General features: G+C 71.2%; 24 protein-coding genes. 9 read left to right on the top strand and 15 right to left on the bottom strand.

Going from position 1 to position 25,220, the window contains the following annotated elements; genetic code table 11:
* Positions 1-494: 494 nt before the first annotated feature.
* The 4 genes from qcrB to ctaE form a co-directional block, all read right to left on the bottom strand.
* Positions 495-2,132 carry a cytochrome bc1 complex cytochrome b subunit gene (qcrB, locus tag C4U44_RS02405; RefSeq protein WP_103883862.1) on the bottom strand — a complete coding sequence of 546 codons (1,638 nt, stop codon included), beginning with the start codon at positions 2,130-2,132 and terminating at the stop codon, positions 495-497.
* A complete protein-coding gene (gene qcrA / locus C4U44_RS02400; RefSeq protein WP_103883861.1) occupies positions 2,129-3,190 on the bottom strand; it encodes a cytochrome bc1 complex Rieske iron-sulfur subunit in 1,062 nt (353 codons plus the stop codon). Before qcrA ends, qcrB begins: the two co-directional genes overlap by 4 nt.
* The gene (qcrC, locus tag C4U44_RS02395) at positions 3,187-3,996 is read right to left on the bottom strand and encodes a cytochrome bc1 complex diheme cytochrome c subunit (RefSeq protein ID WP_103883860.1); all 810 of its coding nucleotides are present in this window, start codon (positions 3,994-3,996) and stop codon (positions 3,187-3,189) included. The genes qcrA and qcrC overlap by 4 nt, the downstream gene beginning before the upstream one ends.
* A 107-nt stretch (positions 3,997-4,103) precedes the next feature.
* Positions 4,104-4,724 carry an aa3-type cytochrome oxidase subunit III gene (gene ctaE, locus C4U44_RS02390; protein WP_103883859.1) on the bottom strand — a complete coding sequence of 207 codons (621 nt, stop codon included), beginning with the start codon at positions 4,722-4,724 and terminating at the stop codon, positions 4,104-4,106.
* A 177-nt stretch (positions 4,725-4,901) separates the two neighbouring features.
* Here ctaE and C4U44_RS02385 point away from each other — a divergent pair, with 177 nt between their 5' ends.
* Positions 4,902-5,321, top strand: coding sequence for a hypothetical protein (locus C4U44_RS02385; RefSeq protein ID WP_103883858.1), 420 nt, complete (start codon positions 4,902-4,904; stop codon positions 5,319-5,321).
* Positions 5,322-5,523: 202 nt separating this feature from the next.
* On the opposite strand, the gene C4U44_RS02380 is transcribed toward C4U44_RS02385, so the two are convergent.
* The 4 genes from C4U44_RS02380 to ctaC all read right to left on the bottom strand — a co-directional run bounded on the left by C4U44_RS02380 (position 5,524) and on the right by ctaC (position 10,106).
* Positions 5,524-6,861 carry a L,D-transpeptidase gene (locus C4U44_RS02380; protein ID WP_103883857.1) on the bottom strand — a complete coding sequence of 446 codons (1,338 nt, stop codon included), beginning with the start codon at positions 6,859-6,861 and terminating at the stop codon, positions 5,524-5,526.
* Between the two features lie 118 nt (positions 6,862-6,979).
* Positions 6,980-7,378: a cytochrome c oxidase subunit 4 gene (locus C4U44_RS02375; protein WP_103883856.1), complete on the bottom strand. Its 399-nt coding sequence runs from the start codon at positions 7,376-7,378 to the stop codon at positions 6,980-6,982.
* A complete protein-coding gene (gene ctaD / locus C4U44_RS02370) occupies positions 7,375-9,117 on the bottom strand; it encodes an aa3-type cytochrome oxidase subunit I (RefSeq protein ID WP_103883855.1) in 1,743 nt (580 codons plus the stop codon). Before ctaD ends, C4U44_RS02375 begins: the two co-directional genes overlap by 4 nt.
* Positions 9,114-10,106, bottom strand: coding sequence for an aa3-type cytochrome oxidase subunit II (gene ctaC, locus C4U44_RS02365; RefSeq protein ID WP_103883854.1), 993 nt, complete (start codon positions 10,104-10,106; stop codon positions 9,114-9,116). Before ctaC ends, ctaD begins: the two co-directional genes overlap by 4 nt.
* 269 nt (positions 10,107-10,375) lie before the next feature.
* Between ctaC and C4U44_RS02360 the strand changes: the two genes are divergently transcribed.
* The gene (locus C4U44_RS02360; protein WP_103883853.1) at positions 10,376-11,818 is read left to right on the top strand and encodes a cysteine desulfurase/sulfurtransferase TusA family protein; all 1,443 of its coding nucleotides are present in this window, start codon (positions 10,376-10,378) and stop codon (positions 11,816-11,818) included.
* A 57-nt stretch (positions 11,819-11,875) separates the two neighbouring features.
* Here C4U44_RS02360 and C4U44_RS02355 read toward each other — a convergent pair whose 3' ends face one another.
* Positions 11,876-12,853, bottom strand: a complete 978-nt coding sequence (locus C4U44_RS02355) for a carbohydrate kinase family protein (RefSeq protein ID WP_200823107.1) — start codon at positions 12,851-12,853, stop codon at positions 11,876-11,878.
* A 219-nt stretch (positions 12,854-13,072) separates the two neighbouring features.
* Between C4U44_RS02355 and C4U44_RS02350 the strand changes: the two genes are divergently transcribed.
* Together C4U44_RS02350 and C4U44_RS02345 are read left to right on the top strand one after the other, a co-directional pair.
* Positions 13,073-13,288: a hypothetical protein gene (locus C4U44_RS02350; RefSeq protein WP_103883852.1), complete on the top strand. Its 216-nt coding sequence runs from the start codon at positions 13,073-13,075 to the stop codon at positions 13,286-13,288.
* Between the two features lie 108 nt (positions 13,289-13,396).
* Positions 13,397-14,929 (top strand): hypothetical protein, encoded by a 1,533-nt coding sequence (locus tag C4U44_RS02345; protein ID WP_103883851.1) that lies wholly within the window; start codon positions 13,397-13,399, stop codon positions 14,927-14,929.
* A gap of 157 nt (positions 14,930-15,086) precedes the next feature.
* Here the strand turns inward: C4U44_RS02345 and C4U44_RS02340 are convergent, their stop codons facing one another.
* Positions 15,087-15,440: a HesB/IscA family protein gene (locus C4U44_RS02340; RefSeq protein ID WP_103883850.1), complete on the bottom strand. Its 354-nt coding sequence runs from the start codon at positions 15,438-15,440 to the stop codon at positions 15,087-15,089.
* 250 nt (positions 15,441-15,690) lie between these two features.
* Here C4U44_RS02340 and nadA point away from each other — a divergent pair, with 250 nt between their 5' ends.
* Positions 15,691-16,884, top strand: a complete 1,194-nt coding sequence (gene nadA / locus C4U44_RS02335) for a quinolinate synthase NadA (protein ID WP_103883849.1) — start codon at positions 15,691-15,693, stop codon at positions 16,882-16,884.
* Between the two features lie 41 nt (positions 16,885-16,925).
* Positions 16,926-17,798 carry a GNAT family N-acetyltransferase gene (locus tag C4U44_RS02330; protein ID WP_103883848.1) on the top strand — a complete coding sequence of 291 codons (873 nt, stop codon included), beginning with the start codon at positions 16,926-16,928 and terminating at the stop codon, positions 17,796-17,798.
* Between the two features lie 265 nt (positions 17,799-18,063).
* Here C4U44_RS02330 and C4U44_RS02325 read toward each other — a convergent pair whose 3' ends face one another.
* Positions 18,064-19,083, bottom strand: a complete 1,020-nt coding sequence (locus C4U44_RS02325) for a nicotinate-nucleotide--dimethylbenzimidazole phosphoribosyltransferase (RefSeq protein ID WP_407642769.1) — start codon at positions 19,081-19,083, stop codon at positions 18,064-18,066.
* 242 nt (positions 19,084-19,325) lie between these two features.
* Positions 19,326-20,549: a bifunctional adenosylcobinamide kinase/adenosylcobinamide-phosphate guanylyltransferase gene (locus C4U44_RS02320; protein ID WP_103883846.1), complete on the bottom strand. Its 1,224-nt coding sequence runs from the start codon at positions 20,547-20,549 to the stop codon at positions 19,326-19,328.
* 250 nt (positions 20,550-20,799) lie between these two features.
* Between C4U44_RS02320 and C4U44_RS02315 the strand changes: the two genes are divergently transcribed.
* Entirely contained in the window at positions 20,800-21,030 is a 231-nt protein-coding gene (locus C4U44_RS02315; RefSeq protein WP_103883845.1) for a hypothetical protein, read from the top strand.
* 100 nt (positions 21,031-21,130) lie between these two features.
* Here C4U44_RS02315 and C4U44_RS02310 read toward each other — a convergent pair whose 3' ends face one another.
* From C4U44_RS02310 to C4U44_RS02300, 3 genes are all read right to left on the bottom strand, one after another.
* Complete coding sequence (locus C4U44_RS02310; RefSeq protein ID WP_103883844.1) at positions 21,131-22,237, bottom strand: S1C family serine protease; 1,107 nt, start codon at positions 22,235-22,237, stop codon at positions 21,131-21,133.
* Positions 22,238-22,404: 167 nt separating this feature from the next.
* A complete protein-coding gene (locus C4U44_RS02305) occupies positions 22,405-23,178 on the bottom strand; it encodes a class I SAM-dependent methyltransferase (RefSeq protein ID WP_200823130.1) in 774 nt (257 codons plus the stop codon).
* Between the two features lie 122 nt (positions 23,179-23,300).
* On the bottom strand, positions 23,301-23,891 hold the full coding sequence (locus C4U44_RS02300) for a DUF3043 domain-containing protein (protein ID WP_103883843.1): 591 nt from the start codon (positions 23,889-23,891) through the stop codon (positions 23,301-23,303).
* 195 nt (positions 23,892-24,086) lie between these two features.
* Here C4U44_RS02300 and C4U44_RS02295 point away from each other — a divergent pair, with 195 nt between their 5' ends.
* The gene (locus C4U44_RS02295; protein ID WP_103883842.1) at positions 24,087-24,893 is read left to right on the top strand and encodes a PspA/IM30 family protein; all 807 of its coding nucleotides are present in this window, start codon (positions 24,087-24,089) and stop codon (positions 24,891-24,893) included.
* Positions 24,894-24,932: 39 nt separating this feature from the next.
* A complete protein-coding gene (gene pspAA / locus C4U44_RS02290) occupies positions 24,933-25,211 on the top strand; it encodes a PspA-associated protein PspAA (protein WP_103883841.1) in 279 nt (92 codons plus the stop codon).
* The last annotated feature ends 9 nt before the right edge of the window (positions 25,212-25,220 follow it).

Raw genomic sequence — 25,220 nt, 5'->3', positions numbered from 1 at the left:
GCTCCTGGAATACGGCGACACGTCCCTGCGCACCCTATCGGCACACGGCGCCCCCTCCGATCCGCGGGATTCACCCCCCGAGCGAGGGCACCCCGACGGGCAGACGCCCACCCCCAAAGGGCGCGCGGAACCCCCCGAGCGAGGGGCACCCCGACGAAGAAACGCCCACCACCAAGGGGCGCGGGGACCCCCGGGCGGGGGACACCCTGACGGAGAAACGTCCACCACCAAGGGGCGCTGGGGGCACCTCCCAGCCGCCGGGCTGGGGGAGGAACTGCGCGAGCAACCGTGCTCGTGGCGCGGGTCGCCACCGGCCCGAGGGGGCTGTTCCTGTCGTGTCCGGACCACCGGCCGGTGTCCGGTTTGCTCGCACCCGCGAAGAACCCGGGCGAACCCGGCAAGCCCCAAACACAACAGATCGGGCCCGGCACTCGAAGGGAGTGCCGGACCCGACCCGGTAACGCGGCTGAGCTCAGCGCAGCGACTGGCAGCGACTAGTGGTGACCGTGCCCGCTGGTGATCTCCTCGTACTCCTCCACCGTCGGCTTCGGAATCTGAGAATTCTCGCCGTAGAACCCGCGCGACAGCCTCGCCTGGACCTTGGCGACCGGGCTGACCTTGCGCTCGACACCGTTCTCGTCGACCTCGGGTCCGAGGTCCAGCGGCTGCGGCTGGGCGTGCGCGGTGAGCACGTGCAGCTGCTGCTGGGACAGCGGTTCGTGGACCTCGATGAACTCGCCGTGCGGCAGCCGCTTGATGATGCCGCTCTCCCGCCCGTGCAGCACCTTGTCGCGGTCGCGACGTTGCAGCCCGAGGCAGATCCGCTTGGTGATCCAGAAGGTGATCACCGGCGCGACGAAGAAGCTCACACGCACGAACCAGGTGATCGCGTTGATCGACAAGTGGAAGTGCGTGGCCCACAGGTCGTTGCCGCCACCGATCAGCAGCACGAAGTACAGCGTCAGCCAGGCGACACCGAAGCCCGTCCGCACCGGCCGGTTGCGCGGCCGGTCCAGCAGGTGGTGCTCGCTCTTGTCCCCGGTGACCCACGACTCGATGAACGGGTAGACCGCGATGGCCACCATCACCAGCGGGAAGATCATCAGCGGGATGAACACGCCGAGGACCAGTGTGTGGCCCCAGGCCCTGATCTCCCAGCCTGGCATCACACGGATCAGGCCCTCGGAGAAGCCCATGTACCAGTCGGGTTGGGCGCCCGTGGACACCTGGTCCGGCCGGTAGGGGCCCATCGTCCAGATCGGGTTGATGGTGGCGATCGCGGCGATCGCGGCGATGACACCGAAGACCAGGAAGAAGAAGCCGCCCGCCTTCGCGGTGTAGATCGGCAGCAGCGGCGTGCCGACCACGTTCTTCTCGGTCTTGCCCGCACCCGGGAACTGGGTGTGCTTGTGGAAGAACACCAGGATCAGGTGCGCCACCAGCAGGCCGGCCATCAGACCCGGTAGCAGCAGGATGTGCACCGAGTAGAAGCGGCCGACGAAGTCGTGGCCCGGGAACTCCCCGCCGAACAGGAACATCGACAGGTAGGTGCCGACGATCGGCGTGGAGAGCACCGCGCCTTCCATGAACCGCACGCCGGTGCCGGACAGCAGGTCGTCGGGCAGCGAGTAGCCGGTGAACCCGGTGAACATGCCCAGGAACAGCAGCGTCCAGCCGAACAGCCAGTTGAGCTCGCGCGGCTTGCGGAACGCGCCGGTGAAGAAGACGCGCATCATGTGCACGATCATCGCGGCGATGAAGATCAGCGCCGCCCAGTGGTGGATCTGCCGGACCAGCAGACCGCCGCGCACCTCGAAGCTGATGTGCATCGTCGAGGCGTACGCCTCGGACATCCGCACGCCGTCGAGCGGCGCGTACGGGCCGTTGTAGACGACCTCGTTCATGCTCGGGTGGAAGAACAGCGTCAGATACACACCCGTGAGGATGAGGATCACGAAGCTGTAGAGGCAGACCTCGCCGAGCATGAAGGACCAGTGGTCCGGGAAGACCTTGCGCAGGTTGGACTTGGCCAGCTTGTACAGGCCCAGCCGGCCGTCGGTCCATTCCGCGACCCGCTCACCGGGATTCGTCGGACGGCCCCGGCGGGTCGGTGCCTCGGTCGTGGTGCTCATGAGCGCTCCCAGAATGCCGGGCCGACGGGCTCCTCGAAGTCACCGAGGGCGATCAGGTTGCCCTGGCTGTTGACACTGATCCGGAGCTGCGGCAGCGGGTGGCCCGCGGGACCGAAGAGCACCCGCGCGCCGTCGGAGAGGTCGAACGTCGACTGGTGGCACGGGCACAGGACGTGGTGCGTCTGCTGCTCGTACAGGCTGATCGGGCAGCCGACGTGGGTGCAGATCTTGGAGAACGCGACGATGCCCTGGTGGCTCCAGTCGAGCTCGCGCTTGTCCTTGATGTCCTCCGGCTTGAGCCGGATGATCATCAGGGCCGCCTTCGCGATCTGCTGCTGGAAGTCGTCCTGGGACTCCTCGAGTCCGTCCGGCTGGGCGAACGTCAGGGAGCCGACGACGACGTCCTCGGGACGCAGCGGCTGGTTGGTGTTGGAGTTGATCAGCTGCTTGCCCTTGGCCCACAGCGTGTGGTCGAGCTTCTTCTCCGGCAGCGGACCGAGGTCGCGCAGGATCACCAGGCCGGCCAGCGGCACCATGGTGAGCGCGCCCATCATGGTGTTGCGGATCAGCTTGCGGCGGCCGAAGCCGCTCTCCTTGGCGCCGGTGATCCACTGCTGGCGGACGTTCTCGCGCAGCTCGTCGTCGGCGTCGATCCGGTGCCGCTCGTCGGCGATCTCCTCGTCGGCCATCAGCGTGCGGGCCCAGTGCACGGCGCCCGCACCGATGCCGGTCAGCGCCACGGCCAGGGTCAGGCCGAGCGAGAAGTTCAGCGCGCTGACGTGCCCGAACGGGAAGATGTAGACGATCTTGTCGACCGGGAAGATGACGAAGCAGGCGATGAAGGCGATGGTGCCCAGCATCGACAGCGTGAACAGGCCGGCGACCACTCGCTCGGAGTGCTTCGCCGCCTTGTCGTCGATGTCCTGGCGCCGGTGCTCGTGGGGCGGCAGCCCGGGGTTGGCGAACGGGTTGGGCTTGGCGACCTCGTCGCCGTGACCGCCCCGCCCGCTCGGCAGGTTCTCTGGCACGTCGGTGTGCGATCCAGTCTCGTCGCTCATGATTTCTTGGCCTTCGTCGTCCGTGCGGCGACCCAGGTGGCGAGGGCGATCAGCGCGCCGAGGCCGAAGACCCAGGCGAACAGCCCCTCGGAGACCGGGCCGATCGTACCGAGCGTGAATCCGCCGGGGTTCGGGCTCTGCGCGGAGTCCACGGCCTTCAGGTACGCGATGATGTTGGCCTTCGCGTCGGACGGCATGGTGCTGTCGGGGAAGGACGGCATGTTCTGCGGGCCGGTCTGCATGGCCTCGTAGACGTCCTTGGCCTTGATGCCCTTGAGGGTCGGCGCGAACTTGCCCTCCGTCAGCGCACCACCCTTGCCCACGAAGTTGTGGCACTGCGAGCAGTTGGTCCGGAACAGCTCACCGCCCTTGGCGGCGTCGGCGTTGGCCGGGCTGTACTGGGACTTGGTGGGCGTGGCCGGACCGGGGCCGAGGGAGGCGACGTACGCGGCGAGCTGGTCGATCTCTTTCTGGCCGTACGTGTTCTTCTTCGCCTCGACCTGCGGGCCCGGCTGCTTGGCGGGCATCCGGCCGGTGCTGACCTGGAAGTCCACCGCGGCCGAACCGACGCCCACCAGGCTGGGGCCGTTGGAGCTGCCCTGTCCCGACTGGCCGTGGCAGCTGGCGCAGCCGACCGAGTAGAGCTTCTTGCCCTGCTCGATGGCGAGGGAGGACTGCGAGGCGTCGGCCTGCGCCTTGGGCGCCGGCGCGAGCACGGCGTACAGCCCCCCGGTGGCCGCGAGCGCGAAGAGTAGGACGACGAGCGCTGCCAGCGGATGGCGCCGTCGTGCGGAGAGCTTTTTCACGGATTACCCCGGTGTCAGGATCTCTTGTGTCGATGCTTCTGGCTGTGCCGTCGGCGGGCCGCCGTCCTCCGTCGGAGTGCGGTGCGGCGCCGACCGCGCGGTACCGGCTACTTGATCAGGTAGATCGTGGCGAACAGGCCGATCCAGACGACATCGACGAAGTGCCAGTAGTAGGACACGACGATGGCTGCGGTGGCCTGCTGATGGGTGAACCGCTTGGCCGCGTAGGTACGGCCCAGCACCATCAGGAACGCGATCAGACCACCCGTCACATGCAACCCGTGGAACCCGGTCGTCAGGTAGAACACCGAGCCGTACGGGTCGGAGCTGAGCGAGATCCCGTCCTTCTTGACCAGGTTGGTGTACTCGAAGATCTGGCCGCCGATGAAGATCGCGCCCATCACGAAGGTCACGATGAACCACGAGCGCAGCTTCTTCACGTCGCCGCGCTCGGCGGCGAACACGCCCATCTGGCAGGTGAAGGAGGAGAGCACCAGGATCGTCGTGTTCGTCGCGGAGAACGGCACGTTCAGCGCGTCGGCGTGGGCCTTCCAGAAGGCCTCACCGGTGACCGACCGGAGGGTGAAGTACATCGCGAAGAGGGCCGCGAAGAACATCAGCTCGGAACTCAGCCAGATGATGGTTCCGACGCTGGTGAGGTTCGGCCGGTTGACCGACGGGTGCGCGTGCCCGGTTTCTACTGCTGTTGCTGTCGCCACGTCCGACATTATGTCGGTCCCCTATCCGGCGCTGACTCCGGGGGTCCCCCTTCGGTGTGTCAAGGGCTCTCGGGGACCCACACGGCCTAGTTGGGCGTCCTTCGATCGAGCGACCCCTCCTCGGAAACCACCTGGCGGGAGTAGCATCCGAGCCACTTGAGAAATCCTTCACGAGGAGGAGCCACGATGCAGGCGACCGCCACGGTGCTGGTCTACAGCGATGACGCCAACACCCGGGAGCAGGTCCGGCTCGCGATCGGCCGCCGGCCCTCCGCCGACCTTCCGCCGGTGCAGTACGTGGAGTGCGCGACGCAGCCCGCCGTCCTCACCGAGTTGGAGAAGGGCGGCATCGACGTGATGGTGCTGGACGGGGAGGCGAACCCGGCCGGCGGCATGGGCGTGTGCCGGCAGGTGAAGGACGAGATCTTCCGCTGCCCGCCGGCGCTGGTGCTGATCGGCCGCCCGCAGGACGCCTGGCTGGCCACCTGGAGCCGCGCCGACGCCGCGATCACCCATCCGGTGGACCCGGTGGCCCTCACCGAGGCCCTGGCCGTGCTCCTGCACCGCCGCCTGGACCCCACCACAAAGGCCGTCGCCCACCGGTAGACCCGATGGGCGACGACCCGCACCGACGGTGAGCCCAGCCACGGATGCAGCGCCTGAGCCAAAGGCCCCGCCGTGTCGAAAGCCGGGGGCACCTCCCAGGCGAAGCTCTGGGGGACCGAGCACGGTCGACTTCCCCCAGACTCCGTCCGGGGGTACCCCCACCCCGGGTCCAAGGGGCGGGAGGCGAAGACGCGGCAACGGATCAGGCAGTCTGCGGGCTCAGCCGCGCGGGGTTGCCGGCCGGGACGTCGACCGGAGTGGTCTGGTCCTGGTCGGTACCACCGTCGTTGCTGCCGGAGCCGCTGGTGGTGCCGCCACCGGTGCCGCCGGAACCGCCGTTCAGGGCGCTGCCCTTCTTCCACTGGGACCAGCTCAGGTTCCAGTCACCGAAGCCGTTGTCGAACGGCGTCATCATCGGCCCCTGGCTGTTGACGACCTGCACGATGTCGCCGACCCGGACGTGGTCGAAGAACCACTCGGCGTCCGCGGTGCTCATGCCGGTGCAGCCGTGGCTGACGTTGGCATAGCCCTGCGAGCCGACCGACCACGGCGCGGCGTGCACGTACTCACCGCTCCATGTCACCCGGGTGGCCCAGTAGACCGGCAGGTCGTACGAGTCCGCGCTGCCCGCGGCGATGCCGACCGTCGAGCTCTTCATCTGGACGAACGACTCCTTGTCCAGCACCACCTTGATGCCGTTGCGGGTGTCGAAGCCGGGCTTTCCGGTGGTGACCGGGAGGGTGCGGACCACCTTCCCGTCGTCCTTGAAGGTCATGTGGTCGGTGGACGCGTCGGTGAGCGCCTCGATGCGGTCGCCGGTGTGGATGGTGAGCGCCTTGTCGGTGCCGCCGTAGAGCTTCTTGGAGATCTGCACGCCGCTGAGGGTGCTGCGCGCGCTGATCGTGGCGTGCGCGGGCCAGTAGGTGCTGGGGCGGTAGTGCAGGGTGCGGTCGTCGACCCAGTACCAGGAGCCTGTGGCGGCGCTGGGGGTGCTGGCGACCTGCAGGTGGGACTCCACGACCGCGCGGGACTGTTTGTCCTTGACCGGGGCGCTGAGCGACGCGGTGATCGGCTCTCCGACGCCGTAGGTGCCGGCGTTCGGGCCGAAGGTGACGTGGAAACCGGCGGCCGCTCCGGTGGTGTCGAAGGTGAGGGTCTTACGGCCGGGGTGGCCGCCGGAGTCCTCGGTACTCACCCGAACGGTGTAGTGGGCACCGGCGGCGAGGGGGGTCGTGGAGTGCCAGCGCTTGCTGTCGGCGCTGAGCTGGCCGCTGACGTACCGCCCGGTGGAGTCGGTCGCGGTGACGTCGGTGATCTGCGAGCCGTTCGGAACGGAGACCTGGAGGGGCTTGGCCGGATTGGCCTTCCCGCCGCTGGAGGTACCGAAGGTGACCTTCGCGGCGGCGTCGTGGGGGGATGCTGCCAGCGGATTTCCGCCACCGCTGCACGCGGCGAGCCCTATCGCGAGGGGCGCCGCGAGTATCGCGCGGCGCACGGTTATCAGCCGGCGGATGCGGGAGCGTTCGGGGAGGTGGTTCATGGCCTCACGCTATGAACGGCCACCGGATTCCGCGCGGTGGGCGCCTGCAAAACGGTGAGGGCGGGCCCGGAGCACCGTACTGGTGTCCGGACCCGCCCTCGGCGTTCTGCGGTGCGCGTTACTGGGTGCGGCTCTCACCGCGGTAGTACTCGAAGACCCAGCCGTACACGCCGACCAGGATCACCGGCAGCGAGAAGAACAGCAGCCACCAGCCGAAGATGATGCCGAGGAAGGCCAGGCTGCCGCCGACGCCCAGGGCGAGCGGCTGCCAGCTGTGCGGGCTGAAGAAGCCCAGCTCGCCGGCATCGTCGGCGACGTCCGCGTCCTCACGGTCCTGGGCGCCGGTGTCGGCCCGCCGGGCGGTGAACGCCAGGTAGAAGCCGATCATGGTGCACAGGGCGAAGGCCATGAAGAGCGCCGTGGTACCGGCCGCCTCCTTGGACCAGAAGCCGTAGACCACCGCCGTCGCCAGGATGAAGGCGGCGAAGCCCAGGAACATCTTGCCTTGGACCTTCACTTGCCGGCCTCCGTCTCATCCGAGCCGGACAGCGCGGAGGCCGGGGCGCCGCTGTGGGCGAGCGCGTCCATGGCCGCGATCTCCGGGTGGTGCAGGTCGAACGCCGGGGATTCCGAGCGAATCTTGGGCAGGGAGAGGAAGTTGTGCCGCGGCGGCGGGCAGGAGGTCGCCCACTCCAGCGAACGGCCGTAGCCCCAGGGGTCGTCGACCTCGACCTTCTTGCCGTACTTCGCGGTCTTCCACACGTTGTACAGGAACGGCAGGATCGACAGGCCGAGCAGGAACGAGCTGATCGTGGAGACCGTGTTCAGCGTGGTGAAGCCGTCCGCCGCGAGGTAGTCCGCGTAGCGGCGCGGCATGCCCTCCACGCCCAGCCAGTGCTGGACCAGGAAGGTGCCGTGGAAGCCGATGAACAGCGTCCAGAAGGTGATCTTCCCGAGCCGCTCGTCGAGCATCTTGCCGGTCATCTTCGGCCACCAGAAGTGGAATCCGGCGAACATCGCGAACACCACGGTGCCGAAGACGACGTAGTGGAAGTGCGCGACCACGAAGTACGAGTCGGAGACGTGGAAGTCCAGCGGCGGCGCCGCCAGGATCACACCGGTCAGACCACCGAAGGTGAAGGTGATCAGGAATCCGATGGACCAGAGCATCGGTGTCTCGAAACTCAGCGAACCCTTCCACATGGTGCCGATCCAGTTGAAGAACTTCACACCGGTCGGTACCGCGATCAGGAAGGTCATGAACGAGAAGAACGGGAGCAGCACGCCGCCGGTGACGTACATGTGGTGCGCCCACACCGTCACGGACAGGCCCGCGATGGAGATCGTCGCGGCGATCAGGCCGATGTAGCCGAACATCGGCTTGCGGCTGAAGACCGGGATGACCTCGGAGATGATGCCGAAGAACGGCAACGCGATGATGTACACCTCGGGATGGCCGAAGAACCAGAACAGGTGCTGCCACAGCAGCGCCCCGCCGTTGGCCGCGTCGAAGACGTGCGCCCCGAATTTTCTGTCCGCTTCCAGACACAGCAGCGCGGCCGCGAGCACCGGGAAGGCGAGCAGGACGAGCACCGCGGTCAGCAGCACGTTCCAGCAGAAGATCGGCATCCGGAACATCGTCATGCCCGGAGCGCGCATGCAGATGATCGTGGTGATGAAGTTGACCGCACCCAGGATCGTGCCGAAGCCGGAGAGCGCCAGACCCATGATCCACATGTCGGCGCCGACGCCGGGCGAGTTCACCGCGCTGGACAGCGGGGAGTACGCGAACCAGCCGAAGTCCGCCGCGCCCTGCGGGGTGACGAAGCCACCCACCGCGATCAGCGAGCCGAACAGGTAGAGCCAGTAGGCGAACATGTTCAGCCGCGGGAACGCCACGTCGGGCGCGCCGATCTGCAGCGGCATGATCCAGTTGGTGAAGCCCGCGAACAGCGGCGTCGCGAACATCAGCAGCATCACGGTGCCGTGCATCGTGAACGCCTGGTTGAACTGCTCGTTGGACAGGATCTGGTTGCCCGGACGGGCCAGCTCGGCGCGCATCAGCAGCGCGAGCACGCCGCCGATGAGGAAGAAGGCGAACGACGTCACCAGGTACATCGTGCCGATGGTCTTGTGGTCGGTGGTGCTGAGCCACGACACCGCGATCGAGCCGGGTTTCTTGGTCCGGGCCGGGATTTCGTCCTCGTAGGAGTCCTCGGCGGCCGCCGCTCCTTGAGGTTCGTTGAGAATGCTCATGTGGTCTTGGGCTCCGAGTTCTTCGCGTTGCCCGTGGTGGCAATGCCCGACGGCAGATAACCGGTCTGACCCTTTGCCGCCAGGTCCTTGAGGTGCTGCTCGTACTGCGCCGGCGTGACCACCTTGACGTTGAACAGCATCCGGGAGTGGTCCACACCGCAGAGCTCGGCGCACTTGCCCTTGAAGTCACCGATCTTGTTCGGGGTGACCTGGAAGGCGTTGGTGTGGCCGGGGACGACGTCCATCTTCATCAGGAAGGGCACGATCCAGAAGTCGTGGATGACGTCACGCGAGGTCAGCACGAAGCGGACCGTCTGGCCCTCCGGCAGCCACAGGGTCGGACCCGGCAGACCGGTGTCCGGGTCCTTGCTGGCGGCGGTGCCGACGTCGTAGACGCCTTCCTCACCCGGCTGGAAGTCCAGCTTGTTCTGCGGGATGTCCTTGATCTCCCCGGGCACCCCCTTCGGGGTGGCGGGGTTGCCGTCCACGTTCTCCAGGTAGTTGAAGCCCCAGCTCCACTGGAAGCCGACCACGTTGATCACGTGCTGGGGCTTCTGGGAGGTGCTCAGCAGCTTCGACTCGTCCCGGGCGGTGAAGTAGAACAGCACCGCGACCACGACGATCGGAACGATCGTGTAAAAGGCCTCGAGCGGCATGTTGTAGCGGGTCTGCGGAGGGACCTCGACCTTGGTCCGGCTTCGCCGGTGGAAGATCACGCTCCACAGGATCAGGCCCCATACCAGTACACCGGTCGCCAGTGCGGCGGCCCAGGAGCCCTGCCAGAGGGAGAGGATTCGCGGTGCCTGTTCCGTGGCCGGGCTGGGCATGCCGAGGCGGGGGTAGTCCTTGTAGGAGCAACCCGTAGCGCTCGCCAGGACCAGGCCCGCGGCCAGCGCCCGCGGTAGCCATCGCCGCACAGGACGCCGCGACATGGGGGTGCCTCCCACGCCGTCCCGGCGGTGGGGGAGGTCGGAGCCGTTGGGACTCACGTAGCGCCTTCCCGAGAGTCTCGCCCGCGCGTCCGAGTGTTCCGGCCGTCTGCTGGTCGGTCGGCCCGAGCGCGGGCACGTAGGTGTGGATGTTTATGCGGCACAAACCCTACTGGACGCTATTTGGAGTCCTGCGGGGAGGGGGGCCAACGCGCCGGGGCGCTCCCCGAAGGAATGGATCGGGTCCGGAATGCCGCGCTCCACGGGGGTTCTGACGCTGCGCCGAGCCGCACCGCAGGGCAGGTGGGCGCGGGTTGTAGCGTGCTGAGGTGTCCTACTTCGACGCGGCCTCCGCCGCTCCCCTGCACCCGGTGGCGCGCCAGGCACTGCTCGCCGCACTCGACGAGGGGTGGGCCGATCCGGCCCGCCTGTACCGGGAGGGCCGGCAGGCCCGGCTGCTGCTGGACGCGGCGCGCGAGGCGGCGGCCGACGCGGTCGGTTGCCGCCCCGACGAGTTGGTATTCACTCCTTCGGGGACACGCGCGCTTCACTCGGCCGTATCGGGCACCGCAGCCGGGCGGCGCAGAGTCGGGCGCCGGCTGGTGGTCTCGGCGGTGGAGCACTCCGCGGTGCTGCACGCGGCCGAGGCGGTGCCGGGGGCCGAGACCGTGCAGGTGGGCGTCGACCGGACCGGGCGGGTGGCGCCGGCGGACTTCGCCGCCGCCATCGGATCGGGCTCCACTTCGGGATCGGATCGGCAGGCACCCGGGGCCGGTACGGCACTGGCCGCGCTCCAGTCCGCCAACCACGAAGTGGGCACGCTCCAGCCGGTCGCGGAGGTGGCCGACCTGTGCCGGGCCGCCGGGGTGCCGCTGCTGGTGGACGCCGCGCAGTCGCTGGCGTGGGGACCGGTGGAGGGCCCGTGGTCGCTGCTGGCGGCGAGCGCGCACAAGTGGGGCGGGCCGCCCGGGGTCGGGCTGCTCGCGGTCCGCAAGGGCACCCGCTACGCCCCCCAGGAGCCCGCCGACGAACGGGAGTCGGGCCGCTCCCCCGGGTTCCAGAACCTCCCGGCGATCGTGGCGGCGGCGGCTTCCCTGCGGGCGGTGCGCGCCGAGGCGGCGGCCGAGGCGATCCGGCTGTGGCCGCTGGTGGAGCGGATCAGGGCGGCGGTCCCCGAGCTCGTCCCCGACGTGGAGGTGGTCGGCCACGACCGGCACCGCCTGCCGCACCTGGTCACCTTCTCCTGCCTGTACGTCGACGGGGAGGCGCTGTTGACCGACCTGGACCAGGCCGGCTTCTCGGTCTCCTCGGGTTCGTCGTGCACGTCGAGCACGCTGACACCGAGCCATGTGCTCAAGGCGATGGGGGTGCTGTCGGAGGGGAACGTCCGGGTGTCGCTGCCGGCCGGCACCTCGGCGCAGGACGTGGACCGCTTCCTCGCCGCGCTGCCCGGCGTGGTGGAGCGGCTGCGGGACCATCTCGGCGCGCCGACGACCGTACGGCCGGCGGGTGTTGGCACCGACGCGTCCGGCCCGGCCGGGAGCGGCGAGGGCCTGGTGGTGGACTCGCTGGGCAAGCGCTGCCCGATCCCGGTGATCGAACTCGCCAAGGTGATCGGGGACGTGCCGGTCGGCGGCCTCGTCACGGTGCTGTCCGACGACGAGGCCGCACGCCTGGACATCCCCGCGTGGTGCGAGATGCGCGACCAGGAGTACGTCGGCGAGCGCCCCGCCGAGCGCGGCGTCGCCTACGTGGTGCGGCGGCGCGGCTGAGCGGGGCGTTTCGCCCGTTTTCGCCGCGGGGCGGCGGCTCTTCGGGGGGCGGGCGGCTCAGGCGCCCAGGTGCACGCGGACCTCGTCGGCGGCCTCGTCGCCGTACGCCTTCGCGAAGCGCTCCATGAAGTGGCCGCGGCGCAGCTCGTACTCCTGGGTGCCCAGCGTCTCGATGACGAGGGTGGCGAGCATGCAGCCGATCTGCGCGGCGCGCTCCAGGCCGACGCCCCAGGACAGGCCGGAGAGGAACCCGGCGCGGAAGCCGTCGCCGACGCCGGTCGGGTCGACCTTCGCCTCTTCCTGCGCGCAGCCGACCACGATGTCCTGCTGGCCCCGGCGTTCGATCCGCACGCCCTTGGACCCGAGCGTGGTGACCCGGTTCTCCACCCGGTCGAGGATCTCCCCGGCACTCCAGCCCGTCTTGGACTCGATCAGGCCGGCCTCGTACTCGTTGTTGAACAGGTAGGCGGCGCCGTCGACGAGGAGGCGGATGTCCTCGCCGTTCATCCGGGCGATCTGCTGGGAGAAGTCCGCGGCGAACGGGATCTTCCGGGTCCGGCACTCCTGCGTGTGCCGGATCATCGCCTCCGGGTCGTCGGCGCCGATCGACACCAGGTCCAGGCCGCCGACCCGCTCCGCGACGTGCTGGAGCTCGATCTGCCGGGCCTCGCTCATCGCGCCGGTGTAGAAGGAGCCGATCTGGTTGTGCGCGGAGTCGGTGGTGCAGATGAAGCGGGCGGTGTGCAGCACCTCGGAGATCCGCACCGAGGCGGTGTCCACGCCGTGCCGGTCCAGCCAGGCGCGGTACTCGCCGAAGTCGTTGCCCGCGGCGCCGACCAGGACCGGCCGGGTGCCCAGCTGGCCCATGCCGAAGCAGATGTTCGCGCCGACCCCGCCGCGCCGCACGTCCAGCGCGTCCACGAGGAAGGACAGCGACACCGTGTGGAGCTGGTCCGCGACGAGCTGGTCGGCGAACTTGCCGGGGAAGGTCATCAGGTGGTCGGTGGCGATGGATCCAGTGACGGCGATGCGCACGGCTGCGGCTCCCGGGAAACGGAGGTGAGGTCACCCCACGCTACCGGTCCGCGCGGGGGCGGGTGCCCCCGCCCTCCGTGCCGGACCGCCCTGCGCGCCGCCTGGTTACCGCCCGGTGGGTGACGGCCCGGAACGCCTCGGCGTCCGGGACGACATACGGCAGAAATTACCGGTTGGTAGCCCTTTGTCCCGCGTGCCGTCCCTGCCTAGGGTCGAGGTATGAGCACTCCTCGCACCGCCCCGTACACGGAGAACCCGGAGAGCATGGCAGAGCTGCTCGGCGACTGCCATCGGATGGCCGCACACTGGAAGCACGCGGGCACGGCGAAGCAGCAGGGGCAGCCCGACGCCCCCGCCGCGCCGCGTACCCATGGCATCCACGTCCCCCCGAAATCCGCGGCCGCGGTCCGCGACATGACGGAGTACGGCGCCTGACCGCTCCCCCGCGCCGCCCGGCTGCTGCTCACCCGTTCGGTGGAACCACTTCGCGCGTCGCCGCGTCACAGGTGCACCTGACGGTCGACACAGCCGAAGGAGCACGCGGTGAGCAAGGAACGCGACGACGGCGTCGATGAAGGCGGTACCCGCAGCGCCCACGACGCGGAGCACACGGACCACACGCAGCACCCCGAAGGCGGTGAGCGCCCCGCCGGCAGGCCGCGGTGGGCGATCGCGGCGGTCGTGGCCGCCGTGCTGGTGGCGGGGGGCGGTGGCGCCTGGTGGGCGTCCGCGACGGGCGGCAGCAGCGGATCGGCGGGCAGCGGTGACGACGCCGGCCCTCCGCTGCGAATGGACGGCCCCGCGCCGGTGGCCGGCACGTCGAGCCCGACCGACGGCGGCGGCTCCGCCTTCCACCTGACCGGCTCGCTGCCCAAGGGCCCGGAGAAGGCCGCGGTGTACGCCGCCGCAGGCGCGGTGTCGGCGTCGGACGTCCGGCACCTGGCGACCCTGCTGGGCATGCCCGGCAGCGTGCGCACGGAGGACGGATCCTGGCGGGTCGGCGCCGAAGCGGGCTCCTCGGGCCCGTCGCTCCTGGTGAGCAAGGCCGCGCCCGGCACCTGGTCGTACTCCGCCGACGGGACGCCGGCGACGGGTGCGCGCGGCGGCGGTGCCGGTACGGCCCCGGTCTCCCCCGCGGCGGCGGAGTCGGTGGCCGCGCCGCTGATCAAGGGCCTCGGGCTGTCCGGCGCGAAGGTGGACGCCTCGGTCGCCGCCGGCTCGGTCCGCACGGTGAGCGTGGATCCGCGGATCGGCGGGATGCCCACGCACGGCTGGACCCTGTCGCTGCAGATCGGGGCGGACGGCCGGACCAGCACCGGCTACGGCCGGCTGTCGGACCTCGCCAAGGGCGCGACGTACCCGGTGGTGAGCGCGGCCACCGCGCTGAAGGAGCTGAACTCCACCCCGGTGATGCACCCGGGCGAGGGAGTCGTGTCCTGCCTGAAGCCGGTGCCGAGCCCGTCGCTGCGCACGTCGCAGGGGGTCGGCCCGAAGGACATCGCGCCGCCCTGCGTGCCGGGCAGCGGGACCCGGCAGCCGACCGAGGTGCGCGGTGCCACGTTCGGGCTGGCGATGGAGTACGTCGCGGGCGTCCAGACGCTGGTGCCCGCCTGGCTGTTCGAGACGGCGCAGCCCGGGACGGCGCGGACGTCGGTGGTCGCCGAGACCGCGGTCGACCCGCACTACATCACGAGTGGCTCCGGCAGCGTGCCGCCCACCACGTCGACCGCGCCGCCGCCCTCGGTGAACCCCGGCGGGCCGATCCGGCCGAGCGCGCCGGCGAGCCCGCCGAGCGGGCAGACGACGCGCCGCGTGCCCGTCGACTCGTACACCGCGTCGGGCAGCACGCTGACCCTCGCCTACGAGGGCGGGGCGTGCGACACCTACCAGGCGTCGGCGAGCGCGAGCGGCAGCCAGGTGACGGTGTCCGTGGTGGCGACGCCGAAGCCGAAGGGGACGGTCTGCCCGATGATCATCCGCACGCTCACCCAGAAGGTGACGCTGGCGGCGCCGCTCGGCGACCGCAAGGTGGTCGACGCGTCGAACGGCCGGCCGGTCGCGGGCACCGAGCGCTGAGCGGCGCGCCGTCGTAGCCCCGCAAGGGGTCACGGAGCCGGTGGAGTTCGGGGAGCGGAGGAGCGGAAGAGCTGGGCGGTGCGGGTGCGCGGCGGCGCATGCACCGGGCACGACGAAGCGGCGGCACCCGTGGGGGGTGCCGCCGCTTCACCCGGACTCAGTGGAAGGAGTCGCCGCAGGCGCAGGAACCCGTCGCGTTCGGGTTGTCGATCGTGAAGCCCTGCTTCTCGATGGTGTCGACGAAGTCGACGGAGGCGCCGCCCAGGTACGGGGCGCTCATCCGGTCGGTGACGACCTTGACGCCGCCGAAGTCCTTGACCACGTCGCCGTCGAGCGAGCGCTCGTCGAAGAAGAGCTGGTAGCGCAGGCCCGAGCAACCGCCGGGCTGGACGGCGACCCGCAGCGCAAGGTCCTCGCGGCCTTCCTGCTCGAGCAGGCTCTTCACCTTGGCGGCGGCAGCGTCGGACAGGAGGATGCCGTCCGTCGTGGTGGTCTCGTCCTGAACCGTCATGTGCTTCACTCCCGGGTTGTACGGACTTCTGGCTATCGATGGGCAACCGATGCCTCTTCGGATTCATTCCGGGTCCGTGGCGACTTATTCCTCACTCGTGCCTCCCATGTTCGCACACGCCCCGGAGGCGCTCAGCGGTATGCGTCACACTGACGAAACCCCCATCGTCAATCTGACACGAACGGGTTATGATAGATAGCGTCAAGTAGACGAGAAGGTCTGCGCGCTGCGAAGAAAGGGCTACGGGCCCGTGACCACCACACAAACGCCGACTGACCCGACGGAGCCGCTGGACGTCCGGCCCACGCCGCTGGCCCTGCTGCTCCTCGGCCGCGAGTCCGACCCGCGCAGCGAGCGCGGCGTGGACTGCCCTGGCGACCTGCCCGCGCCGTCCGACCCCGATCTCGTCGCGCGGGCCCGGGCCGCCAAGGCCCGGCTCGGCGAGAAGGTCTTCATCCTCGGCCACCACTACCAGCGGGACGAGGTGATCGAGTTCGCGGACGTCACCGGCGACTCCTTCAAGCTGGCCCGCGACGCCGCGGCGCGGCCCGACGCCGAGTACATCGTCTTCTGCGGCGTGCACTTCATGGCCGAGTCGGCGGACATCCTCACCTCCGATGCCCAGCAGGTGATCCTCCCCGACCTCGCCGCCGGCTGCTCGATGGCCGACATGGCGAGCGCCGAGCAGGTCGCCGAGTGCTGGGACGTCCTCACCGACGCCGGCGTCGCCGGCGTCACGGTCCCGGTGTCGTACATGAACTCCTCGGCGGACATCAAGGCGTTCACCGGCCGGCACGGCGGCACCATCTGCACCTCGTCCAACGCCCGGCGCGCCCTGGAGTGGGCCTTCGAGCAGGGCGAGAAGGTGCTCTTCCTGCCCGACCAGCACCTCGGCCGCAACACCGCGGTCCGCGAGATGGGTCTGTCGCTCGACGACTGCGTGGTCTACAACCCGCACAAGCCCGGCGGCGGCCTCACCGCCGAGCAGCTGCGCGACGCGAAGATGATCCTGTGGCGCGGGCACTGCTCGGTGCACGGCCGCTTCTCGCTGGAGTCGGTCGAGGACGTCCGCGCCCGCATCCCCGGCATCAACGTCCTGGTGCACCCGGAGTGCAAGCACGAGGTCGTCAGCGCCGCCGACCACGTCGGCTCCACCGAGCACATCATCAAGATGCTCGACGAGGCCCCCGCGGGCTCCGCCTGGGCGCTCGGCACCGAGCTCAACCTCGTCCGCCGCCTGGCCAAGGCGCACCCCGACAAGCAGATCGTCTTCCTCGACAAGACCGTCTGCTTCTGCTCCACCATGAACCGGATCGACCTGCCCCACCTGGTCTGGACGCTGGAGAACCTGGCCGACGGCAAGTCCGTCAACCGCATCCAGGTCGACGCCGACACCGAGCACTTCGCCAAGCTCGCCCTGGAACAGATGCTCGCGCTGCCGTAGTCGGCACCACCGGCGCCCGCCCGCCGTCGCATCATGGAACGGTGATTCTTCGCCCCGTACGCGACGACGAGCGGGACGCCGAGGTCGTACGGGAGATCGCGGCGGCCGCGTTCGGCGCGCCGCGGTCCCTGGACGGCGGGCACCCCACGGCCGGCACGGCGTGGGCCGCTCGGCAGGACAGCCGGACCCGGCACCTGGCCAGAACCGACCCCGGCGGGTGCTGGATCGTCGAGGACGAGACCGCCGGGCCGGTCGGGGCGGTGCTGTCCGCCCGGCGGGAGGGCACCTGGTCGCTGTCGCTGCTGGCGGTCGTACCGGGTGCGCAGGGCAAGGAGGTCGGCAAGGCGCTGCTGGCCCGCGCGCTGCACTACGGACGCGCCTGCCTGCGCGGGATCGCCTGCGCGCCCGGCGATCCGGTGGCCGCCAGGACGCTGCGCCGTGCGGGCCTGACCCTGCATCCGACCATCCGGCTGTCCGGGCCGGTGGACACCACCGGGCTCGACCCGCTGGACGGCGCGGTCCACCAGGGCACGTCCCGGCACCAGGACCTGATGGACTCCGTGGACCGACGCACCCGGGGCGGCGCCCACGGCCCGGACCACGAGGAACTCCTGCGGCACCACGCCCTGTTCGTGGTGGACGACCTCGCGGGCAGCGGGTACTGCTACGCCCGTGAGGGCCACATCGAGGCGCTCGCGGCGACCTCCCGCCGCCTCGCCACCCGCCTGCTCACCGCCGCTCTCGTCGCCACCCCGCCCGGCCGCTCCGCCCGCGTCACCCACGTCTGCGCGGAGTCCCAATGGGCCCTCGACGTCGCCGTCGCGGCCGGGCTCTCCCTCACCAACGACGGTTTCCTCTGCCTACGGGGACTTCGTCCCCCCGAGCTGGCGATCTACTCCCGTACGGTGCCCTGACCCAACGGGGTGCCCCTGACCCAACGGGGCGCCCCGTCCTGCGAGTTGAGGGACCACCTGCCGGTGGTGGGTTGGGGGTACCTCCCAGGCGGAGCTCTGGGGGAGCGCAGTTCCCCGCGCCCCTGGTTGGTGCGGGTCCCTCCGCGAAAAGAGGGTCACCGCCAAGGGGCGCGGGGAACTGCTCCCCCAGAGCTCCGCTGGGGGGACCCCACACCACGTCCGGACCGCAAGGTCCCGTGTCAACAGGACGGGGCAGCCGGGTGGGTCAGGCGAGCCCGGCGGAAAGCGCGGCCGCTGCCTGGAGCAAGGGCAACGCGAGAACCGCTCCGGCGCCGCCGCCGACGGCGACGCCGCGGTCGACGAGTGGCTCCAGGGAGACCCGGTCGAGCGCCTTGGCCTGCCCCGCCTCGCCGGTGGCGACCCCGGCCACCCACCAGTCGGGCGCGCGGAAGGCGACGCGCTGGGCGACCAGCGCGCAGGCCGCGCTGACCACTCCGTCGAGGACGACGGGCAGCTTCCGTACCGCGGCCTGGAGCAGGAACCCGGTGATCGCGGCGAAGTCGGCCCCGCCGACCGCGCCGAGCAGCGCCAGCTGATCGCCGAGGACGGGACGCGCCCGGCGCAACCCGTCCCGGATCGCCGCGCACTTCCGCATCCAGGCGAGGTCGTCGATGCCGGAGCCGCGCCCGGTCACGACGGAGGCGTCGGTGCCGCACAGCGCGGCGATGAGGACGCCCGCGACCGTGGTGCCGCCGACGCTGAGGTCGCCCAGGAGCACCAGGTCCGTGCCGGAGTCGGCTTCCTCGTCGGCCAGCGCCAGCCCGCTGCGGAAGGCCTTCTCGGTCTCCTCGGGGCTCAGCGCGTCCTCGATGTCGAGGCGGCCGCTGCCGCGGCGCACCCGGTGCGCGGTGACGGGTGCGGGGAGTTCGGCCGGGTCGCAGTCGACCGCCATGTCCACAAGGCGGAGTTCCGCGCCGTACTGCTGGGCCAGGATCGCGGCGGGCGCGGTGCCGTCGAGGGCGGCGCGCACCAAGTCCAGCGTCGTGCCCGCGGGGCGGGCCGACACGTCGAGGGCCGCCACTCCGTGGTCCGCGGCGAACACCAGCACGCGCGGCCTCGCGATCGGCCGCGCGACCACCTGGCCCTGCACCGCGGCGAGCCAGTCCGCGAGTTCCGCGACCCGTCCCAACCCGCCGGAAGGCCGCACCAACTCGCCCCAGCGCTCCTGGGAGTCCCGGCGCACACCCGCGTCCGGCCGCTCCACCAGCGCTCCGAAGTCGTCCATCTCGATCCCACTCACCCGCCGAACAGTACCGGTCCGCTGCGCGGGCTTGCGCGGACCCTCCACGGTGCCCCGTCCTGCCGTCACGGGACCTTGCGGTCGCGCCCCTTGGTGGTTGCCCCCTTTTCGCGGAAGCACCCGCACAAACCCAGGGGCGCGGGGAACTGCGCGGCGAACCCCCACCGGCAGGTGGTCCCTCAACCGGCAGGACGGGGCACCCCGGGGGGTCAGGGGCACCCCAGGGATCAGCGGAGGCGGACGGGGAGGCCCGCCGTCATGAGGAGAACCTCTTCCGACTGTTCGGCGAGGGTCGCGTTGAGGTGGCCGAGCACATCACGGAACCGCCGCCCGGAGGACGTCGCGGGGACGACGCCGGAGCCGACCTCGTTCGAGACGGCGACGACAGTGCGCCGGGTGCCCCGCCAAGCGGAGCGCAACGCGTCGATGTCGGCCCGGACCGTCGCGGACCCACTGCGGTGCCAGGTCGCATCGTCCCAGGCGCCGGCCTCGTCCATCGCGTGGGTGAGCCACAGCGAGAGGCAGTCGATCAGCAGCGGCGGCCCGTCGGCATCGGCGAGCAGCGGCAGCAGGTCGCAGGTCTCGGCGGTGCGCCAGGAGGCGGGACGCCGTTCGCGGTGGGCGGTGACGCGCTCGGCCCACTCGGCATCTCCGTCGCGGGTGCCGCCGGTCGCGACGTAGAGGACGTCGGGGAAGGCGGCGAGCCGACGTTCGGCCTCCGCGGACTTGCCGGAGCGGGCCCCGCCGAGGACCAGGGTGCGGCGGGGGACGTCGGGCACCTCCTGGTAGTCGCCGGCGGCCAGCGTCGTGCCGTCGGGCACCGCGCGGGCGCCCAACGCGGCGAGCCGGCGGGCGAGTTCGGGCCCGGGCGGCGCGTCATGGCCGACGTGCACCGCCACCACGTCGGTCGTCCCCGCGACGGCTCCGGCCGCGCGCAGCCGGGCGAGCGCGTCGGGCCGGCCGACCACGTCGAGCAGCACGAGGTCGTACGGCGCCGGGACCGCCTCCGTGGGAGGCCCGCCGTTGGGCGCGATTCCGGCGGGCGCGCCGCCCGGCGGCAGGTACAGCACGCGCAGCCCGTCGGGCGACTCGACCTCGTACCCGGTACCGGGGGCGTCGACCGCGACGGCGCGGACGCGGTGCCCGCCCAGCACGGACAGCGACTGCCCGTCCGGCACCCGGGCCGGCGCGGGCAGCCCGGCGGGGATCTCCACCGGCGGGCCGTCGTGCGGATGGGAGAGCAGGACCAGGCGCAGCCCGCCGAGGGTCTGGCCCGCCCGGGCCGCCGCGAGGGCGATGCCGGGGGTCAGATCGAGCAGCACGACACCGTCGACGAGCACCGAGGTGGCGCCGCGTGCCGCCTCCCCGGTGGCGAGGGCGCAGACGGCACACGGGCAGTCGGGCACCGGCAGGCCTTCGGGGGCGCCGGTACCGAGGAGAGTCAGTTCCACGCCACGATCGTCTCGCGTCGGACGGGTCGGTGCGCGCGGGCGGGGCCGCCCGTCTGCGGGGGACGGCCACGGCGACATGCCGCGCGGCGAGTGCTCGGCGACGGTGCGCAGACTGGGCGGAGACTTCGGGGTGCCCTCTCGACGGCTCCGGGACGCGCTGGAAGGATCATCGATGCCCCGGCGAATCGTGGTTATACGCTTCCCGGGCACGGTCATCCATTCCCGGCATTCCCGGACCGAGGAGAAGCACATGGCGTGGACGTGGCGGTTCGAGACGGCTGACGGCACCGAGGTGGAGCCGTCGGTGCAGCCGGAGGAGTTCCCCACCCAGGGCGACGCCGAGTCCTGGGTCGGCGAGGTCTGGAAGGACCTGGCCGCCGGCGGCACCGACCAGGTCACCCTCTTCGACGGCGACACCCGCATCTACGGCCCCATGAGCCTCGCCGCCGCCGACCCCGAGCCGGCCCCCGAGGAGTCGTAGGCATCCGTCCGCGGCCGCGCGCCGTCACTTCGGCATGCTCCCGCCGGTCGCCGGTGGGGAGCATGCCGCACGGGGACCCGTACGCCGGAACCGGCCCGGCTCAGAGGGACCCGAGGGTGACCTCGGCGGACTTGGTGGCGGTGCCGCGCACGTAGGTGACCTTCACCTTGGCCCCGGGCGCCAGTGCGGCCAGCGCCTCGGTGAGCGACTGCACCGTGGTGATCGGCGTCGAGCCGATCTTGGTGATGACGTCCCCGGCCTTCAGGCCCGCCTTCGCGGCGGCGCCGCCCTTCGTCACGCTGACGATCGCCACACCGGCCGGCTGGAAGTCCGACCCGACCACCCCGCGCACGGTGATGTCGAGCGCGGCCCGGCCGGAGTCGTTGACCTTGCCGTTCTTGATGATCTGGTCGGCGATGCGCGTGACCGTCGAGGAGGGGATGGCGAACCCGATGCCGGGTGCGGATCCGCTGCCGAACTGAGGGTCGGTGGCGGCGAGGGTGGGAATGCCGATGACCTGGTTGTCGAGGTCGACGAGCGCGCCGCCGCTGTTGCCGGGGTTGATGGCGGCGGAGGTCTGCACCATGTCGGCGATGGTGGCGCCGGTGCCGCCGCCGGAGGCGCTCTCGCTGACGGTGCGCCCGGTCGCCGAGACGATGCCCTCCGTGACGCTGCTGGACAGGCCGAGCGGGTTGCCCATGGCGAGCACGATCTGCCCGACGGCCGCCGTGCCCGCGGGTGCCAGGGAGGCGGGCCTGAGCCCCTTGGGCACCGAGTCGAGCCGGATCACCGCGAGGTCGCCGGCGGGGAAGGCGGCCACGAGTCTGGCGGCCAGCGGGCTGCCGCCGGTGGCCAGCGACACCTGGAAGGACGTGGCGTTGCCGACCACGTGCGCGTTGGTGACGATGTCGCCCTTGCTGTCGTAGACCACACCCGAGCCGAGGTCCTGCTTCGTGGTGATCTGGACGACCGAGGGCAGCACGTTCTTGACGGTGCTCTGGTAGGCGCTCTGGAGGGCGTCCGCGGAGGTGGCCTCCGGGACCGCGGCCTTGGCGGGGGCGACGGCGCCGGCAGCGCCGGGGCCGGAGTCGGAGCCGGTGCCGGACGTGGGGCTGCACCCGGAGGCGAGCAGCACAGCGGTGCACGCCACGGCGGTGCCGGTGGCGGGCAGCAGGGAGCGGTGGCGGGCGTTGCGCGATCGACTCATGCCCGAATTGTCGCTTTCGCGATGTCGCGCGGCGATGCCCGGGCCGCCAATCGGGTCGCCGTCCCGCGGCCCGCCGCACGGCCCGGCCGCACGCCGTCCGCGGCGCGACAGCGCGCCGGGGACCTACCGGCGCGCGTCCCCCGCCCTGCCGCGGCGACGTAGGCCGTTCAGCCCCGTACCCCGCACAGGTGGAGCAGCGCCGCCACCGCGCGGTACGGGTCGAGCCGGCCGGCCTGCTCCTCGGCCGCCAGCAGCCCCTCCAGCTCGTGCGGGTCGGCCGGGGCAGGGGTGCCGTCCCGGGCGGTGTCGGTGAAGACGCGGACGCCGTACCAGGAGCGCAGCGGCACCCCGATGCCCTCCAGCACCGCGGTCAGCGTCGCGCGGTGATCGGCGCGGGTGGAGAGGCCCAGCCGGTTGGTGTAGGCGTCGGTGCCGAAGGCGCCGAGCGCGGCCGCCCAGTCGCCGAGCAGGCCGGCCCGCATGGCGAGCGCGTCGCCGTTGCGTACCAGCAGGGACAGCAGGCCGCCAGGGGTGAGCACCCGGGCCAGCGCCGCGAGCAGCGGCTCGGGATCGGGCACGTACATCAGCACGCCGTGGCAGAGCACCACGTCGAAGCAGGCCGGGCCGAAATGCCGGCCGGTCTCGCGGCCGTCGCCGCGCAGCACCACGAACCGCTCGCGCACGTCGGGCGGCTCGGCCGCCACCGCCTGGCGCAGCGCGACCAGCATCACCGGGTCGGACTCCAGACCGGTGACGAGGTGGCCGAGCCGGGCCAGCCGCAGCGACTGGGTGCCCTGGCCCGGACCGATGTCCAGGACGCGCAGCCGGCGCCGCGCGTGCGCGCCCGCGGACTGCGGGAAGCAGGCGTCGAGCTGCTCGTCGAGCTGGCGGGCGACGAGTTCCTGGCGGACGGTGTTCCGCAGTCCACCGAGACCGGCCAGCCAGGTGCCGGCGCCGCCGGTGAAACCGCCTCCGCCCGGCCCGCCCGGCACCGCGGGCAGGTGCCCGGAGCCGGTGCCCTCGTGGTCGAACGCGTATCCCGCTGGGCCCCCGTGCCCCCCGGTCAGAGTTTGGTGCCGCGGCTGACCTGCGGCTTCGGCAGCCGCAGCCGCCGCATCTGGAGCGTACGCATCAGGGCGTAGGCCGTCGCACCCTTGAGGTCCTTGCCCTCGAAGCGCTGCCGCAGCTGGCGCTTGAGCAGGATGGTGGTCACCACGGAGTCGATCACGATCGCCACGATGACGACCAGCCACAGCAGCAGCGACAGGTCCTGCAGCGAGCCGGCGATGCTCAGCACCAGGATGACGACCGCCAGCGGCAGGAAGAACTCGGCGACGCGGTAGCGGGAGTCGACGTAGTCCCGCACGTACTTGCGCACCGGGCCCTTGTCGCGCGGCGGCAGATAGCGCTCGTCACCGCCGGCCAGCGCCTCGCGCTGCTTGGCCATGTCGACCCGGCGGGCATCCCTGGCCGACTTGGCGGCGGACTTGCGGTCCTTCGGGGTGCTCACCGCCTTGCGGCGCTGGCTCTGCGCATCGCTGCGCTTGGGCGTGGGGCGACCCTTGGGAGCCTGCGGGTCGCGCGGCTGGTCCTCCAGCAGCACCGAGTTACTGGCGCTCTGGGCCTGCTCATCTTGGGAACGACGTCGGAACACATCTCCCAGGTTACGTGCTTCCGGCCCCGCACCCCAGCCCCTCACCTACTCCTTGGGCCCTAGGTCACCGAACCGTGATCGTCCCTACGGATGACCGTATCCGCTCCCGAACAGTGCGGTAATGGAACCAGGGCCCGTAGGCTGGGGTCTGTAGAGGTGCTGGAGCAGTTGCCGAGAAGGGGGCGCGCGAGGCCCATGAGCGGTGTCATGAAGCGGATGGGAATGATCTTCCGCGCGAAGGCCAACAAGGCCCTGGACCGGGCCGAGGACCCGCGCGAGACCCTCGACTACTCGTACCAGAAGCAGCTGGAGCTGCTGCAGAAGGTGCGACGAGGGGTGGCCGACGTGGCCACGTCCCGCAAGCGGCTGGAACTGCAGCTCAACGAGCTGCAGAAGAAGTCATCGACCTACGAGGACCAGGGCCGCAAGGCGCTCGCGCTCGGCCGGGAGGACCTGGCCCGCGAGGCGCTGTCCCGCCGGGCCGCGCTCCAGCAGCAGGTGACCGACCTGGAGACGCAGCACACGCAGCTCCAGGGCGAGGAGGAGAAGCTCACGCTCGCCTCCCAGCGGCTGCAGGCCAAGGTGGACGCCTTCCGCACGAAGAAGGAGACCATCAAGGCCACCTACACCGCGGCGCAGGCGCAGACGCAGATCGGCGAGGCGTTCTCCGGCATCTCCGAGGAGATGGGCGACGTCGGCATGGCGATCCAGCGTGCCGAGGACAAGACCGAGCAGCTGCGCGCGCGGGCCGGCGCCCTCGACGAGCTGATGGCCTCCGGCGCCCTGGACGACCCGAGCGGGCTCGCCAAGGACGACCTCCAGGCGGAGCTGGACCGGCTCTCCGGCGGCAGCGACGTCGAGCTGGAGCTGCAGCGGATGAAGGCGGAGCTGGCCGGTGGCAGCAGTGGCAGCACCCCGGCGATCGAAGGCGGCCAGTCCGGCCAGAGCGGCCAGGGCGCACAGGGGCAGCCGCAGGACCGGCCCCGGTTCGACAAGCAGTGAGCTGACCTGACCTTACGCATCCTTACCGAGGAGGCCGTCATGATCGTACGGATCATGGGGGAGGGCCAGGTGCAGGTGGACGACTCCCACCTGGCCGAGCTCAACGCGCACGACACCGAGCTGCTGCACGCCGTCGAGTCGGGTGACGAGGCCGCTTTCCGGCGGACCCTCGGCGCCCTGCTCGACGCCGTCCGCGGCTTCGGGGAACCGCTCGCGGAGGACGCTCTCGCGCCGTCCCAGCTCATCCTGCCCTCCCCGGACGCCACCCTCGAGGAGGTCCGGGAGATGCTCAACGACGACGGGTTGATCCCGGGCTAGTCCGCTGCG

The organism is Actinacidiphila yanglinensis (assembly GCF_900107965.1).
Classification (GTDB): domain Bacteria; phylum Actinomycetota; class Actinomycetes; order Streptomycetales; family Streptomycetaceae; genus Actinacidiphila; species Actinacidiphila yanglinensis.
The sequence above is the reverse complement of the archived record's forward strand: the minus strand, read 5'-3'. Positions and strand labels throughout refer to the sequence as shown.